The 15,738-nt window shown below is 66.6% G+C and carries 16 protein-coding genes; 4 read left to right on the top strand and 12 right to left on the bottom strand.

The features are described from left to right. Nucleotides 1-3: 3 nt before the first annotated feature. The 9 genes from AC56LU_RS10275 to AC56LU_RS10235 all read right to left on the bottom strand — a co-directional run bounded on the left by AC56LU_RS10275 (nt 4) and on the right by AC56LU_RS10235 (nt 10,210). Nucleotides 4-1,158 carry a response regulator gene (locus AC56LU_RS10275; protein WP_497175498.1) on the bottom strand — a complete coding sequence of 385 codons (1,155 nt, stop codon included), beginning with the start codon at nt 1,156-1,158 and terminating at the stop codon, nt 4-6. Next, nucleotides 1,155-4,253 (bottom strand): response regulator, encoded by a 3,099-nt coding sequence (locus AC56LU_RS10270; protein WP_497175497.1) that lies wholly within the window; start codon nt 4,251-4,253, stop codon nt 1,155-1,157. Before AC56LU_RS10270 ends, AC56LU_RS10275 begins: the two co-directional genes overlap by 4 nt. Then, complete coding sequence (locus tag AC56LU_RS10265) at nt 4,240-5,070, bottom strand: substrate-binding periplasmic protein (RefSeq protein ID WP_497175496.1); 831 nt, start codon at nt 5,068-5,070, stop codon at nt 4,240-4,242. The genes AC56LU_RS10270 and AC56LU_RS10265 overlap by 14 nt, the downstream gene beginning before the upstream one ends. 118 nt (nt 5,071-5,188) lie before the next feature. Then, complete coding sequence (locus AC56LU_RS10260) at nt 5,189-6,160, bottom strand: Ppx/GppA phosphatase family protein (protein ID WP_497175495.1); 972 nt, start codon at nt 6,158-6,160, stop codon at nt 5,189-5,191. Nucleotides 6,161-6,241: 81 nt separating this feature from the next. Beyond that, nucleotides 6,242-6,859, bottom strand: a complete 618-nt coding sequence (locus AC56LU_RS10255; protein ID WP_497175494.1) for a GNAT family N-acetyltransferase — start codon at nt 6,857-6,859, stop codon at nt 6,242-6,244. A 14-nt stretch (nt 6,860-6,873) separates the two neighbouring features. After that, nucleotides 6,874-7,896 carry a S41 family peptidase gene (locus AC56LU_RS10250; protein WP_497175493.1) on the bottom strand — a complete coding sequence of 341 codons (1,023 nt, stop codon included), beginning with the start codon at nt 7,894-7,896 and terminating at the stop codon, nt 6,874-6,876. 509 nt (nt 7,897-8,405) lie between these two features. Continuing rightward, entirely contained in the window at nt 8,406-8,606 is a 201-nt protein-coding gene (locus tag AC56LU_RS10245; RefSeq protein ID WP_497175492.1) for a DUF4177 domain-containing protein, read from the bottom strand. Nucleotides 8,607-8,723: 117 nt separating this feature from the next. Further along, nucleotides 8,724-9,908: a GGDEF domain-containing protein gene (locus tag AC56LU_RS10240; protein ID WP_497175491.1), complete on the bottom strand. Its 1,185-nt coding sequence runs from the start codon at nt 9,906-9,908 to the stop codon at nt 8,724-8,726. A gap of 26 nt (nt 9,909-9,934) precedes the next feature. Continuing rightward, nucleotides 9,935-10,210, bottom strand: coding sequence for a hypothetical protein (locus AC56LU_RS10235; protein WP_497175490.1), 276 nt, complete (start codon nt 10,208-10,210; stop codon nt 9,935-9,937). 122 nt (nt 10,211-10,332) lie between these two features. Here AC56LU_RS10235 and AC56LU_RS10230 point away from each other — a divergent pair, with 122 nt between their 5' ends. The 3 genes from AC56LU_RS10230 (at nt 10,333) to AC56LU_RS10220 (ending at nt 14,474) form a co-directional block, all read left to right on the top strand. Then, nucleotides 10,333-11,112, top strand: coding sequence for a fused MFS/spermidine synthase (locus AC56LU_RS10230; protein WP_497175489.1), 780 nt, complete (start codon nt 10,333-10,335; stop codon nt 11,110-11,112). Between the two features lie 118 nt (nt 11,113-11,230). Beyond that, a complete protein-coding gene (locus AC56LU_RS10225) occupies nt 11,231-14,113 on the top strand; it encodes a bifunctional diguanylate cyclase/phosphodiesterase (RefSeq protein ID WP_497175488.1) in 2,883 nt (960 codons plus the stop codon). 133 nt (nt 14,114-14,246) lie between these two features. Then, complete coding sequence (locus AC56LU_RS10220) at nt 14,247-14,474, top strand: hypothetical protein (RefSeq protein WP_497175487.1); 228 nt, start codon at nt 14,247-14,249, stop codon at nt 14,472-14,474. Nucleotides 14,475-14,528: 54 nt separating this feature from the next. On the opposite strand, the gene AC56LU_RS10215 is transcribed toward AC56LU_RS10220, so the two are convergent. Then, nucleotides 14,529-14,906 carry a hypothetical protein gene (locus AC56LU_RS10215; RefSeq protein WP_497175486.1) on the bottom strand — a complete coding sequence of 126 codons (378 nt, stop codon included), beginning with the start codon at nt 14,904-14,906 and terminating at the stop codon, nt 14,529-14,531. A 67-nt stretch (nt 14,907-14,973) separates the two neighbouring features. Beyond that, entirely contained in the window at nt 14,974-15,117 is a 144-nt protein-coding gene (locus AC56LU_RS10210; protein WP_497175485.1) for a hypothetical protein, read from the bottom strand. 188 nt (nt 15,118-15,305) lie between these two features. On the opposite strand from AC56LU_RS10210, the gene AC56LU_RS10205 reads away from it, so the two are divergent. Continuing rightward, nucleotides 15,306-15,494, top strand: coding sequence for a hypothetical protein (locus AC56LU_RS10205; RefSeq protein WP_497175484.1), 189 nt, complete (start codon nt 15,306-15,308; stop codon nt 15,492-15,494). A gap of 77 nt (nt 15,495-15,571) precedes the next feature. Here the strand turns inward: AC56LU_RS10205 and AC56LU_RS10200 are convergent, their stop codons facing one another. Then, nucleotides 15,572-15,733 carry a hypothetical protein gene (locus tag AC56LU_RS10200; RefSeq protein ID WP_497175483.1) on the bottom strand — a complete coding sequence of 54 codons (162 nt, stop codon included), beginning with the start codon at nt 15,731-15,733 and terminating at the stop codon, nt 15,572-15,574. Between the last annotated feature and the right edge of the window lie 5 nt (nt 15,734-15,738).

Genomic DNA, 15,738 nt, shown 5'->3' with positions numbered 1-15,738 from the left:
ATATTACGAATCCTGGTCCGCGAACTCCCGCGCGATGTGCGCGAACTCCGCTTCGAGCGCGAAAAAGGCGTCCAGCACGTCCGGATCGAAATGCGAGCCGCGCCCCTGCTGCATGATCTCGAGCGACTGCGCATGGGTGAACGGCGGCTTGTACACCCGGCGCGAGATCAGCGCGTCGTAGACGTCGGCCACCGCCATCAGGCGCGCCGAGACCGGAATCTCGTCGCCGCTCAGGTTTTCCGGATAGCCGCTGCCGTCCCATTTCTCCTGGTGCGAATGGGCGATCTCGCGCGCGAACATCAGGAAGCTGTTGGTGCCGCCCAGGTGCTTCTCGGCCAGCATGATGGTGTCGCGCCCATAGGCCGCATGCAGCTTCATCACCTCGAATTCCTCGGGGTCGAGCTTGCCCTGCTTCTGCAGGATGCGGTCGGGGATGGCGACCTTGCCGATGTCGTGCAGCGGCGCCGATTTGTACATCAGCTCGATGTTCTCTTCCGTCAGGCTGGCCGCAAAGCGGGGATGGCTGCGCAGCTTCAGTGCCAGCGCTCGCATGTAGCGCTGGGTGCGGCGGATGTGGTTGCCGCTGTAATTGCTGTTTTTCCCGCCCGTCTCGCCCTCGCGCGTTTCCGCCATCGATCCCATCGCCAGGATCAGGGCTTCCTGCATGAGCAGCAGTTGCGCGGTGCGCTGCTGGACCATGCGCTCCAGGTTCTGGTTATGCTCCTGCAGCTGCTTGCGCGCGGCGCGCAGGGTCAGGTGGGTCGAGACGCGTGCGAACAGGATCGGTGGACTGATCGGCTTGCCGAGGTAGTCCACCGCGCCCACCGACAGGCCCATGGCCTCGTCCTCGATCTGGTTCTTGGCGGTCAGGAAGATCACCGGGATGTCGCTCGTTGCCGGATTGGCCTTGAGCTGGCGGCAGGTTTCGTAGCCATCCATCCCGGGCATCATCACGTCGAGCAGGACCAGGTCGAGGTCCGGGGTAGCGGCCGCCACCTGCAGCGCGGTGCTGCCGTTGGTGGCCACCTTGGTGTGGTACTTGTCCTTCAGCAGGCGCGACAGCAGCATGATGTTGTCCGGCGTGTCGTCGACGATCAGGATCGTCGGCCGGTACTGTTTATCCTGCTGTGCAGGCGGCTGGTCCTTCAGGACATTCATATGTGTTCCGCGATGGAGGAAGAAGCGCCCTTGGCCTGGGCCAGCACCTGGCGCGCTTCCTCGAATTCGTAACGTGACAGGTGCGCCTCGAGGCGCGCCAGCGCGCCCGCGCCGAGCAGGCGGCCGAGCGGCGCGCGCACGGTGTCGAAATAATCGGTGGCCTCGCCCGAGAACTCGGCCAGCAGGCGTTCCAGCTGGGCCGCTGCCTGGCGGGCATCATGCGCGTCGTCGGCATCCGACTTGCCGCCAGCGGCCGGCGCCGCAGCCGGCACTTCGGGCGCGTTGGCGAAATAGCAGTCGAGCGAATCCATCAGGTCGGCCAGCGCCCGCTCGAGCGCACCCACGCTGCGCGACAGCGCGGGTCCGGCCGTCGCGGGCCGGGCGGCCTGCTCTTCGATCTCCTGGGCCAGCGACATCACGTCGCGCGCGCCGATGTTGCCGGCCACGCCACGCAGCGAGTGGGCGCGGCTGGCAACCTCGCGCAGGCGTCCGCCATCGAGGTCGCTGCGGATGCTGCAGCCGGCGTCGCGCTGCGAGCCGCGGAAGCGGTCCAGCAGCTCGATGTAGAGCGCGCTGTTGCCGCCCACGTTGCGCAGGCCGAAGGCGGAATCGATGCCCGCCAGGCCCGGGAGCGGCGCCAGCTCGTCGGCCGCCAAGGCCGAGGACGGCAATCGGGCAGGCATCGCCTTGCCGATCCAGCGCGCCAGCGTGGCGACCAGTTTTTCCGGGTCGACCGGCTTGGTGATGTAGTCCTGCATGCCTTCGTTCAGGCAGCGTTCGCGGATTTCGGACAGCGCATGCGCGGTCATCGCGACGATCGGCAACTCGTCGAAGCGCGGGTCCTTGCGCAGCGCCACCGTGGCTTCGTGGCCGTCGAGCTGGGGCATTTCCAGGTCCATCAGCACCAGGCGGTAGCCTTCCGGGCCGGCCTCGGCCAGCTTTTCCAGCGCCTGCTGGCCGGTCGAGGCCACGTCGACATCCACGCCTTGCGCCTCGAGCAGCTCGCGCGCGATCTGCTGGTTGACCAGGTTGTCTTCCACCACCAGCACGCGCGCGCCGTGCTGCTGGGCGCGCACCACGCCCGCGCCGGCCGCGCCCCGCGACGCGGCGCTGAACAGGCCGGCCAGGGTATGCGACAGCGCCGACTGCACGAAGGGCTTGAACAGGAAGCCGTCGACGCCCGCCTCTTCCGCGCGGGCCTGCACGTCTTCGCGCCCGAAAGCCGTGACCAGCACGGTCAGCGGCGGCGCGGACAAGTCCTTGTTGGCGGTGATGCGGCGTACCAGCTCGATGCCGTCCATGCGCGGCATGGTGCAGTCGGTCAGCACCAGGCGGTAAGGCATGCCGGCGGCATCGGCGGCGATGATCGCGCCTTCCGCGTGGCGTGCATCCGATGCGCACTCGACCCGCAGCGGCAGCGCGGCCAGGGATTCGCGCAGGATGGCGCGCGCCAGTGCGCTGTCGTCCACCACCAGTATCCGCGCGCCGGTCAGCTCGCCCGGGCCCTGCAGGGTCGATTCCGGCTCGCCGGACAGCGCGAAGTCGAGATCGAAGTGGAAGGTCGAGCCGGCCCCTGGCGCGCTGTCGACCGCGATCCGCCCGCCCATCAGGCCCACCAGCTGCTGCGAGATCGACAGCCCCAGTCCGGTGCCGCCGTATTCGCGCGTGGTCGACCCGTTGGCCTGGCTGAAAGCGCGGAACAGCTTGGCCTGCTGCTCTTCGCCGATGCCGATGCCGGTGTCGCGCACCGCGAAGCGCAGTTTCACCCGGCCAGGGTCGCCCCCCTTGAGCGGGATGCACGACAACTGCAGCTCGCCCGCCGGCGTAAACTTGACCGCGTTGTTGATCAGGTTGATCAGGACCTGGCCCAGGCGCAGCGGGTCGCCCACGAGCTTGCGCGGCACCGCGTGCGGCACGTGGAACAGGTATTCGAGGCGCTTGTCCGCGGCGCGCTGGCTGGTCACGCTGGCCACGTTGCCGAGCACTTCGTCGAGGCAGAACGGCACCTGCTCGACATCGAGCTTGCCGGCCTCGATCTTGGAGAAATCGAGGATGTCGTTGATGATCCCCAGCAGCGACAGCGCGGCGCGGTGGATCTTGCCGACGTAGTCCTGCTGCTTTGGATTGAGATCGGTGCGCAGCGCCAGGTAGGCCATGCCGATGATCGCGCTCATCGGGGTGCGGATCTCGTGGCTCATGTTGGCCAGGAATTCGGACTTGGCCACATTCGCCGCTTCCGCGCGCAGGTTCGACTGGGTCAGTTCCTCGGTGCGCGCGGCGATCTTCTGTTCCAGGTCTTCGTTCAGCTCGCGCAGCTGCTGCTCGATGCGGCTCTTTTCGCGCAGCAGGCCGTTCGTCACCTGCTCGGCCTGGCGCAGCCGGTTCAGGGTGTCGCGAAAGCTCCGCACCGCGGACGACAGGCGCCCGACCTGGTCGCGCCGGCCGATGCCGGACAGCCGGATGTCGGTCTCGCCGCGCGCCAGCTTTTCCAGCGCATCCTGGATGTCGGCAAAGGGCTGCGACATGCGCCGTCCCACCACGAACACGCAGGCGACGATGGCCAGCGTCAGCAGGATGTTGGCCGCCGCCGTGTGCACGATCTGCTGGCGCAGGTCCTGGTCGATCTGTTCGCGCGAGAAGGCCAGCTCGATCGCGCCCACCGAATAGGTGCGGGTGCCGTCGTTGTAGCTGATGCGGCGGCGCAGGCGCAACGCGGTTCCGGCGTCGTCGCGCTCAGTTGCATTCCCAAGCGCCGCGATCAGTGCGCCGTCCGGCGCCAGCACGCGCAGGCTCTGCACCTCGGGCGTGGCGCCGAGCGCGTCCACCACCGAGCTGACGGCGGCGCTGTTGATGTCGAACAACGGGCGCGCCAGCGCGTGTTCCAGCACCTTGGCCTGGCGCTCGATGCGCTCCTGCAGGCGCGCATCGGCGTCCAGGCTCAGGGTGTGCAGGGTGTAGGTGGTGTAGACGCCGGTCGAGAGCGCGACGGCAAGCACGATGCCGGCGCCGAGCCGGAACACGATGTTCTGGCGCCAGTTCTCGAGCAGGCGGCGCGGCACCACGCTCATGCGGCTGCGGCGCTTAATACTGGTCACCGCCTCGGCCTCCACGGCTGCCGAACTGCCGGCCGCCCAGCTCCTGCTGCTCGCGCTTGCGGTAGGCGGGACTGGTGCGCACTTCCTCGACCGCGTTCCAGAGGCGCGTCGCGAGCTGCGGCTGGCTGGCCAGCAGTGCGTTCGACAGTACCAGGAAATACGGCTTCTCGATCAGCGGCACCGTCAGCAGCTCGAGCTGCTTGCCGTAGGGACCGCGCATCAGGCGCGCGGCGTCGCCGCCGCCCAGCGCTGCGCCGGCCAGGCGCCCCGCAATCAGCTTCTGCGCCAGCTCGTCCGAACGCTGGCTGCCTTCGTCGGTCTGCGCGCCCTGCGCACGCAGGAAATCGCCCACCGAGTAGCCGAGCTGGAAGCCGATCCGGCCATCGAGGTTGCGGAAGGATTTGCCATCCCAGTCGAGGCGGCTGCCGCGGCGGCGCACCAGCATGTAGGTGTCGACGTGCATGCGCTTGGCCGGGTCGGCGGCGGGTTCCGGGGCGCCCGGATTTGCGCCGGGGTAGGCGCCGAGCGCCATGCGTTCGCGGTTGAAGCTGACCGCGAAGGCGCCGCCCACCTGGTTGGCCTTGAGCTGTTCGAGGCAGCGCTTCCAGGGCATGCTCTGGTAGTCGAAGGTAACGCCGATACGCTTCGCGACCTCGCTCAGCAGTTCGAAATTGAGTCCGCCGCCGTCGAGCGTGCGCCAGGGCCGCACTTCCTGGCGCTCGAAACACAGCACGATGCGCTCACCCGGGGCGGCCTCGGCCCGGGCGTGCTGCAACAGACAACTGGCGGCCAGGGCAAACAGGAAGAAGCGGCGCATGGAAAACGGGTGGGCAGGCGTGGTTGAACGGACAAGACAAGTATGCCACCAGAAGTTTCCAAACAACAGTAAAAAGCGCTGACCCGGGACGGAAAACGACATCCCATGGCGGGCGTGCTCACGTGGCGGCCGGCAGGTGGGCCTCCGGGCGCCGTGGCGGCGGCGTTCCCATCGCCATTCCGGCGCGCCGGTGCAGGTCCCACAAGGCGCCCACGCGCAGGCCGGCGCCCACCGGCAGCACCTGCGCGACGCCGCACTCCTCCACCAGCGCAATCAGCAGGGCCAGTCCGCCAGCCAGGTGCGGCGCCCGCGCGGCGGCTGGCCAGGCCAGGCGTACCCGCGCCACGTGGCCGGCGCGCAGGAAGCGCTCGCGCAGCGCGTGCAGCACCTCCGGCGTCAAGGAACCAAGCCGGTCCTCGAGCGCGATCTCGCTGAGGGCGCGCACGGTGCCGCAGGCGCCGTAGGCGGCGTCCCGGCGCCGCCCGGCCAGTGCGCTCTCGGCGAAGCGGCTGCGCCCGGAACGCACGGCGGCATCGAAGCTGGCCCCGTCGATGCGGCCGTCGGCAAAGAAGCTCAGGCTCTGGCGCAGCGCGCCCACCCTGAACGACTCGATGCGCTCGATGCGCGCGCCGCGCCCCAGCACCAGTTCGGTCGAGGCGCCGCCGATGTCGAGCACCAGGCGCGGCTCGTCGCCCGGCCCCAGCGTGCTTGCCACGCCCATGTACACCAGGCGCCCGGCCTCGTCGCCGGCAATCAACTCGATCTTATGGCCCAGGGCCCGCTCGGCCGCCGGCAGGAACAGCGCGCCGTTGTGCGCCATCCCCAGCGCCGCCGTGGCGACCACCCGCACCGCCTGCGGACGCCAGGCGTCCAGGGTCTGGGCGAACTCGCGCAGGCAGGCCAGCGCGCGCCGCATCGCCGCGTCGCACAGGCTGCCGTCTTCTTCGAACGACGCGGCCAGTGCGACCCGCTCGGACAGGCTGGCCTCCAGCACCAGTTCACCGTGCTCGATGCGGGCGACGTGGAGGCGGAAGCTGTCCGAGCCGAGTTCGACGGCGGCGTAACGGGGGAATGCGGGAGAAGGATGCATGATGAGACGTATCCGGCGGCGGCGATGGCGCAGGATACGTCGGGGATATGACGGGGATGTGACGTGGCGGGGTGCGGGGTTTTACGAATGCGCTTGCGACGAGGCAGCGCTGCTGGGTTGATCGGATCCAGGCCTGCGATCGACCCAAAACGGACGCGGCATGGTGCCAACCGCAGCCGCTTCAGGCACGCTACGCATGTAGCTATCGACTTCCTTGCCGTTCAGCTCAGTCTTCATTTCGTAGGTCATCCCCAGGCGCTCGGCGACACGGCGCGACGATGCATTACCGGGCGCGATCAGTGCCCGAACCGTCGGCTCGCGCCGAACCTCGAACGCATACTTCAAGACTGCCGCGGCCGCTTCGTTCGCGATGCCATTCCCCCAGAATGCGCGATAGGTATTCCATCCCATCTCCATCACCGTCGATTCGTAACGGAAGAAAGCGCCCACGCTGCCAACCAGCCGGCCCGTCTGCCGGTCCTCTATCGACCACCAGCCCGCCTGGTTCAGGAGCCATAACCCGGCATGTGAGTTGAAGATGCGCCAAGCGATCTGGCGGTCTGCCGAGCCGAGATGGGCCGAGCTTTCCGCATTCGACAAATGATCGGCAAATAATTCAAAATCTTCAACACGATATTCCCGAAGCGTCAGCCGATCCATGTGAAGGAGCGGCACGGAAACCGTGAGGGCGTCATTCATGAGAAGTGCATCCTTCAATGTCGAATGGCATCGCGCTTTCGCTGCAGCAGCTCCTTGGCCACCGCAAGCGCATCGGCTTGTAGCGCCGCGATATCGGGCTTGACGCCCGAGCCTTCCCAGTTCGTGTGGGTGATCGGGCTGATGCTGCGGCTGTTCGGGATGTCGGCATAAAAATGGCCGCTGAGGCGATACGAGGCGACCGGATGGGCGCCGCCCCAGGTCGGCTCGCCGATGACGGTGGCGCGTTTCAATGCCTGCATCGTATAAGTGAAATCTTCGCCGGCAGACCCGGTGCGGGGGCCGGCCAGGATCATGACCGGCTTCTTGCCGCCATAGCGTTTGCCATCGAGCCTGTCTTCGGTCCAGAACTGCTGCGTCCGGCCGGAATCGCGCGACCAGATATCGTTCAGGCGGGTCCGCTGGTCGACGAAATAGCTGATCAAGAGAGCTACCGATTGCGGGGAGCCGCCGCGGTGGTCGCGCATATCGATGATGAGCGCGTCGGTATCGGACAATGTGTTCATCGCGGCTGCATACTTTTCCGCAACGAGAAAGGGGGGAGGAAATGCAGATAGCCGCAGATAGCCAATGGCAGGCGTCAGGCGTCCGATCTTGTCGATGCCGGATTTGCTGCCCGGCGGTGCACTGCTCATATCCGGATCGCGGTCGGGTCGCAGGAACCTCGGGCTGAACCGCACCTTCATATGCTTATCATGGGCGACGCAGGCCATATCCGCAGTGAGTTGCGCGGCAAATCGCATGCCATTGCTGATCGCGTCGTACTTGCCATCCTGCTGCCGCTTGCGCAGCAAGGTTTCGATCTGTTTCGCAGTGCCTGGAAACACGTAATGCTGGTTCAGTTCCAACACCAGCCTGTCGATTGCCTGGGTGCGCATGGCGCCGTCGAGCACGACTTCGTCGGGCGGCCACAGGGCAAACGCACCAGTCAGCACCAAAGACAGCAATAACAGTGCGGCGACAAGTTTTGCTTTCCCTCCCGCCAGTTCAAAGCCGCGAGGGTCGGTCCTGGTCTTCATGGCTGCCTCTCCTTTTTATCTTTCCATTCTAGAGGGCGTTGCAAACCGAATATGCTTGAATTGTCACGTTTTCCTGGTCATGGCTGGGTTTGCACAGCGACGACGAGCAACTCACTCCCGTCGATCTCGATAGCCTTGCGTCAGGCATGCCTGATGTTGGCAACTGGTGGAAATTCGCCCCGGTATGCTTTCTCTGCAAGGTCACGGCGAAGTGCAGGCGTGAGCGCAGGCAGTGCTCCAGCAGGGAGATTGGAACACCACGTCGAAATGAAGCCCTTGAAATTGCTGTGGCTACCTTGGGCAACATGAGTCGCTCCCTTGTACGACACCACGTATGTGTAAAGCGGCACAAGGATTTCCAAATTGCGAGGTTGAAGGAGCGACCGCTTCTGGACGAAGGCAGCCGTTGAGCTCAGCATAGCAGTTCGCCAGGGGCGAAAAGTCGCAGACTGTCACGAAGGACCGGTACCGACCCATACCGGACAGCGCTCGAGCGTCATCGACGATGATCAGCCGAGCTTACGCTTGCAGACAGCGACTATTTCGCGCGTTGTACCGTTGACTGCCATGTTCGTATCAAAGACAGAAACCAGATTCCAGCCTTGCATGCCAAGCTGATTGAGCAACGCGTCGAACTTATCGGTGTCCACTACGCCACCCATCAACCCTTTTGCTTCCATTTTCACTGTCTTGTATTCCCAACGTTCCATCATTTTCCTATCGCTTTTCTCAATTGCAAAAGGTCCGCTCCTGGCGGATAGCAGCCAAGCACGAATACTAAAGTGCCGTGAATTCGTTCAAGCAGACAAGCGCTTGTCTATTACCACTCAAGCCTCAACCGCTGCCGCAACTCCCTGACTGACTCGATTCCGCCCCGCCTCCTTCGCCGCCCGCAGCGCATCATCGGCGCGCTGGAACAGCGTCACGGTGCTGTCCTCCGGCCGAATCACGGTCACCCCGAAACTGGCCGTCATGGCGATCATCGCCCGCTCGCTCTTGACCGGCGAGCTGGCGATCGCCGCCCGGATGCGCTCGGCGACGAGAAGGGCTTCGTCGATATTGGTGCGCGGCAGCAGGATGGCGAATTCCACGCCCACCAGGCGCCCCACCAGGTCGGAATCGCGCAGCTGGCGCTTGCACAGTTCCACCACGTGGCGCAGCACGGCGTCGCCGGCCGGGTGGCCGTAGCCGTCGTTGACGCGCTTGAAGCTGTCGAGGTCGAGCACCACCAGGGCGGTCGGCAGGCCGGGGCGGCGCGCCAGCGCCATCCAGGGGGCCAGCGCAGCGAAGAAGCCGCGCCGGTTCGGCACGTCGGTGAGCGGGTCGACCACTTCCAGGCGCGCCAGTTCGCGCCCGGCGCGCTCGCGCGCCAGCAGCAGCATGCCGAAGGCGTTGGCCAGCATCAGGAGGTAGAGCGCGGCGCTGGAGAGCTGGCGCAGCAGCTCGCTCGAGAGCCAGCGCCAGCCGCCCGGCAGCAGCAGCACCGACAGGCCGCGCGCCGCTACCACCAGCGCCAGCACGGCGGTCACCAGGGCCAGGAAGCGCTGCAGCAGGCTGGCCTCGCGCCAGCCTGCTGCCAATGCGATCGCCGCGTTCAGGTACAGGGCGCCGAGCAGCAGCGAGGCCGCCAGGCTGCGCAGCCCCTGTTCGTCGATCAGGTAGCAGACAAAGAACACCAGGATCGCCAGGCCGCCGGCCACCAGCGTGGGCCGGCGCCAGCCGTCGCGGCCGGCCGCCTGCCAGCCGGCGCCGCCCTCGATGGCCACGCCGGCAAACAGCAGCGCATAGCCGCCCGGCAGCGCCAGCGCCTCGGGCACGACGCCGGGGCCGCCCAGCGCCAGCAGGGTCCAGGCGCCGGCCTGCACCTGTTTCGAGAGGGCCCAGGCGCCCAGCGCCGCGTGGGTGTGCCCATGGCGAGCCGGCCCCTGCTCATAGAAGGTCAGCAGTGCGCACAGGGCCAGGTTGCCGAGGGCGAGCACCAGCACCATCGTGGTTGCGTCCAGATTCGTCATGTCGTCAGCCTGCGCTCAGCTCAGTGTCAGTATTCGTGTTCGACCCGGGTCGTGCCGTCGCCGACCTTGCTGGCCCAGGCGCTGCTGAAATACGCCTGCTCCTCGAGGCTGGGCGGCGCGTGCCAGAACACGATCAGCGTGCCCTTGTGGTCGTGCAGTTGGGTCAGCTTGTCGACGAAACCGGCGTTGCCGGCGCTGTCGGCCAGGGCCATCGCGTAGCCGTACACGCGCTGCAGGCGCTCGAGCCGGTCCGGCTCGGTCTGGGCATTGGTGGCGGTGATCGAAGGATGGTCCAGGAACATGGGCGTTTTTCTTTGTTCGAATGGCCAGCTTATCAGAAAGGGATGCCGCAGAACAAGCTGCGTGGCAGCGCCGTTCTCGTCCGCTATTCGCTTCCCCCGCTGTACTCTTCTATACTGGCGACATGTCCGCCCTGCCCGACCCGCCACCCACGCTGTCGCCGCCGATCGTCTCCACCCGCGGCAACCGCCGCACGCTGGAGTTCACGCCCGGCGACATCCAGAGCGAAATGCGGCTGTCGCAACCGAGCGCCCTGGTGCTGTCGTATGCGCGCGCCATGATGTGCTTCGCCCTGCTGGCGCCGCGCCCGCGCCACATTCTCATGGTGGGCCTGGGCGGCGGCTCGCTGCTCAAGTTCTGCCATCGTCATTTTCCCGAAGCCCGCATCACCGTGCTGGAAGTGCGCGCCGATGTGATCGCCCTGCGCGAACAGTTCGGGGTGCCGCCCGACGACAGGCGCTTGCGGGTGTTGCACTGCGATGCCGCCCACTGGCTGTCGCGAACGAGCGACAACGAGGTCCAGTGCGACGTGCTGCTGGTGGACGGCTTCGACGCCGCTGGCCTGCCGCCAGCCCTGTCCAGCGCCAGCTTTTATGCGCACTGCCGGCGCAGCCTGCGTCCCGGCGGCGTGCTGGTGGCCAATGTCCTGAGCTACGACCCCGATTATGTATCTGTGGTGCAACGCTTGCGGGCCGCTTTCGACGGCCATGTGTGCTGGCTCTCCGGCGTCGCCGGCAACAACCGTATCCTGCTGGCCCAGGCGCCCAGGCGCCCCGGCGCCGCACCGGGAGGCGCCCTGCGCTTCCTGCGCGACACCCTCGGCAACCGCGGGCTCGGCGCCGCCCCGCTCAACCGCCTTCTGGCACGGCTGGTCGTTGCGTACTTGTCCTGGCGGCGCGTGTGAGACCGGCATTTTTGCGACATTTAGTTTGCCGAATCCCTTCCTGATGTGACACACTTCGTATTGATGCCTACCGGAAAGCTCCGTAGGTTTTCTTACTCCAGGACATTCTAAGAACATCATGGCGCGTCGTCTGCCCTTGTCGCTGACTCTCACGGCAGCCCTTACGCTAGGGGGCGGTCTTGCCGCATCCACCGCCCTGTTCCTGGGCGTGAGCCACCTCGAGTACGACAACATGGCGCTCGCATTCGCCCAGCGTGCCGACCAGCGCGTGGCGGCGGTGCGCCAGGGCATCGACCAGGCGGTCGAGGTCCTGACCGTGACCAACCAGCTCTTCGCGCGCGGCGAGCCGGTCAGCCGCGAGCAGTTCCACGACTTCACCGCCGCCCTGCTGCAGCGCCACCGCTACATCCAGGCCTTCAATTTCCACCGCGCGGTGCCGGGCGAGCAGCGCGCCGCCGTCGAAGCCGAGTTGAGCAAGGTTCGCCCGGGCACCGTGTTCACCGAGCTGCAGCCGCGCGGCCTGGTGACGGCGCCGGTGCGGGCGCGCTACCACATCGTCGATTTCATCGAGCCGATGGCCGGCAACGAACGCGCCTTCGGCCTGAACACCACCGAAAACGTGCAGGTCATGAGCGCGCTCGCGGTCGCGCGCGGCGAAGGCCGTGCGGCGGCCACCGACCTGTTCCAGCTGGCCCAGGACGACCAGAAACATCCAGCCTTCGAACTGATCATGCCGGTGCTCGACCGCCAGGGCATGCTGGCCGGCGACACCGCGGTCGTGATCCGCGGCCCGGAACTGGTCCGCGCCTCGCTGGCCGCCACCGGCCTGCTCGATCCGCGCGAGGGCTCGGGCGACATCGTGGTGTCGGTATATGCCGGCGACCATGCCACTCCCGCCAACCTGATGTTCTCCACCAGCGACACGGCCGGCAGCAAGCCAGCGGCCAGCTGGCTTGCCGGCCTGCTGGCGCCCGGCCATACCACCTTCACCACCCGGACCTTGCGGATCGCCGGCAAACCCTGGCGCATCGAGGTGGCGAGCGCGCCGCGGCCCTTCCTGCAGGACCACATGGCCTCGACCGTCCTGCTGGTGGGCGGCATCCTGATGACGCTGCTCGGCACGGCCTTCGTGCAGGCCTCGGGCCAGCGCGCGCGCAGGGTCCAGCAGCTGGTGCGCCAGCGCACCGCCGACCTGCGCCGCACCAACCGGCGCCTGGTCGAGGACATGGCCGCGCGCGAGCGCGCCGAACGCGCCCTGCAGCAGAGCGAACAGCGCTTCCGCCAGCTGGTGTCGATGTCCTCGGACTGGTACTGGGAACAGGACCGCGAGCTGCGCTTCACCATGGTCACCGGCGCCTTCACCGAAAAGGCCGGCGTCGCCGTGGAAAGAGTGATCGGCAAGACCCGCTGGGAGACGGCGCCGTCGCTGCTGGAGACCGAAGCCGGGCGCGCCCACATCGCCCAGGTCAAGGCCCACGAACCCTTCGCCAACCTCGAATACCAGATCGTCGACGCGCACGGCCACACCCGCTGGTTCTGCGTCAACGGCCAGCCGGTGTTCGGCGACGACGGCCTGCTTGCGGGCTACCGCGGCACCGGCAGCGACATCACCGAACGCAAGCTCACCGAGCAGCGCGTGCACCATGTGGCCCAGCACGACGTGCTGACCGGCCTGCCCAACCGCTCGCTGCTGCAGGACCGCCTGAGCCAGGCGATCGCCTACGCCAACCGCAGTGGCCACCCGATGTGGGTGATGCTGATCGACCTCGACCGCTTCAAGTTCGTCAACGACTCGATGGGTCACAAGGCCGGCGACGTGCTCCTGATGACGGTAGCCGCGCGCCTGACCGGTTCCCTGCGCGACACCGACACCGTGGCGCGCCTGTCGGGCGACGAGTTCGTGGTGATCCTGGCCGAGCACCACGACGAGCCGCTCTCGCCCGAGATCGTGCAGCGGGTGATGGATTCGGTGGCCCAGCCGGTCATGCTCGGCACCAAGGAATTCTTCGTCACCTGCTCGATCGGCGTCGCGGTCTATCCGAGCGAGGGCACGCCGGCCGACAGCCTGATCGAGCACGCCGACATCGCGATGTATTGCGCCAAGAAGATGGGACGCAACAACTTCCAGTTCTACACCCCGGCCATGAACGAGGAGTCGATGGAGCGCGTGCGCATCGAAAGCGCGCTGCGCAACGCCCTCGAACGCAACGAGTTCGTGCTGCACTACCAGCCGCAGGTCGACCTGAAGACCGGCCAGATCGTCGGCATGGAAGCGCTGATCCGCTGGCAGCACCCGGAGCTGGGCATGGTGCCCCCTGGCCGCTTCATCGGTATCGCCGAGGAGACCGGCCTGATCGTCCAGATCGGCGCCTGGGTGCTGCGCACCGCCTGCGCCCAGAACAAGGCCTGGCAGGATGCGGGCCTGGGCAGGCTGCGCGTGGCCGTGAACCTGTCGGCGCGCCAGTTCGGCGCCGCCGACCTGATCGCCAGCCTGGAATCGGTCCTGGCGGACACCAGGCTGGACCCGGACTGCCTGGAGATCGAGCTGACCGAAAGCCTGTTCATGAGCGATGTGACGCCGGCGGTGGACCTGCTGCACCGCATGAAGTCGCTGGGCGTGAACCTGTCGATCGACGACTTCGGCACCGGTTACTCGAGCCTCTCCTACCTGTCGCGCTTCCCGATCGACGTGCTGAAAATCGACCGCTCTTTTGTCGCCGACATCACCCATGACGCCAACGACGCCGCGATCGTCACCTCGATCATCGCGCTGGCGCACAACCTGAAGCTGGCGGTGATCGCCGAGGGCGTCGAAACCCTCGAGCAGCTCGACTACCTGCGCAACCACGGCTGCGACGAGATGCAGGGCTACTTCTTCAGCAAGCCGCTGCCGGCCGAGGACTTCGAGCTGCTGCTGGTGCAGCGCAAGGCCTTGCCGCCACCGCGCCAGGCACCGCCGCAAGCCGCGCCCGAGACCGCGTCGGACAGCGTTGCCGCCTGATCCGGCGCCGACTCCCCCGTCATTCAAGCACTAAGTTTGCTATAGGCTATTTATTTGTAGCCTAAACAACATTGTTAGCCTTAGAATAGCCGTGTCTTCTTAGCAACCCCAGACCTAACGGATATTTATGATAATGAATGATACCGGCGAGCTGCGCACGGTCGCCGACACCGCGGCCAATGCCACAGGCGTGCGCCGGCAGCGCACCGACATTCGGACGCGCGACCTGATCAACCAGGCGGTGGCGTCGATCCCGACCCTCGGACTGCAGCGCGCCGCCGAGTTTCTGGCGACGATGAACGTGCCGGCCGAAGTGGCCGTGCGGGTACTGGTGTACCCGAACCGCCGCCGGATCAATTAGGCGGCATCTTGGCAAACGGAGGGCAGTGCGCGAGCGCCGCCGTCCGCGACGCCTTTAGCGGCGCAGTTGCTGCTGCTGGCGCGTAATGTCGTCCAGCGATTCGCGCCCCTTGTCGGTCAGGGCGTAGCCGCCGCCTTCGAGCGGGGCGATGTGCGATTTGATGCTCAGGAAGCGCACCACGTCGGCATCGAGCGCGGCCAGGGGATCGCCTGCCAGCGCCGTCAGCGATGTGATGCAGCGGCGCAGGAACAGCACTTGCTGCCCCTTTTCGGTCAACTGGATACGCCCGTCGCGGGTGGTTTCCATCATTTTCAATCCCGACAGACGCTTGGCATTGCGGCCCACGCAGGCACCCGGGTTGTCGCGCTTCACGCCGCGGCGTACCAGTTCAAGGGCGTCGTATTCGTCGGTCGTCAGTTGTTCGTTCTTCATTCTGCTTGTTTCTCGGTCAGGGCGCGCCATGGTACCCGGCGCGCCCTCGCAGAGCAAGCGCTAGAACTCAACGCAAGGCGCGCAAGGCCAGCCATCCGAGGCCGGCACTGGCCGCGACCCCGAGCGCCAGCGCCAGCGCCAGTTGCGCCCGGCGCGAGTAATACAGCGGGCCGCGGCCCAGGTGAATCGTGTTGTACAAGGTATGGCCCATGGTCTCCTCCGGCCTTGCTCGCTGAATCTCGGTGTGTGCTTCGCTTGGTGCTTCGATTACGCCATTACTCGGATCCATTATAGGCAGCGAAAGGTGTCAGGGCCATGACATGGATCGGGCGTCCCGCGCGCCGACGCCTGAGCGGCCCTGCTAGGATCGTCCTATCGACCAACCTACCGGAGCGCACCATGAACAACCCGACTCGCCAAGTCGATCCCGCGGCCAAAGGCCCCAACGTGCTGCACGAAGCAGATATCGGCAGCGGCGAGAAATCGCCTGCAGAGCTGGAAACCGAACAAATGATCAAGGAGATCCCCCCGTTGCCGTCCTCGGGCGGCAAGGACTCATCCGGCACTGCGGACAAGTCCCGCGCCTGAGCAAGCACCCTTCTGCGGGCCGTCAAGCGACGGCCCGTTTTCATTCCACCGGATCGATCCGGTGGAACGTTGCAGGGCTAGGCGCGAATCGGGGCTTCGGGAAAACGCGGTTCCTCGACCGGCGCATTGGCCGGATCGGGGACGTCGTCCGGCACCGGGGGGCGCGGGTCGGGGGTGGGTTTCGGATCCGGCACGTCCGGTTCCGGGGTACTGTGGGCATGCACGGGGAATGTCGTCATGGTCA

It is taken from the genome of Telluria sp. PB2R4 (assembly GCF_059685695.1).
Note: the sequence above shows the minus strand (reverse complement) of the source record. Positions and strands in the feature narration are given on the sequence as shown.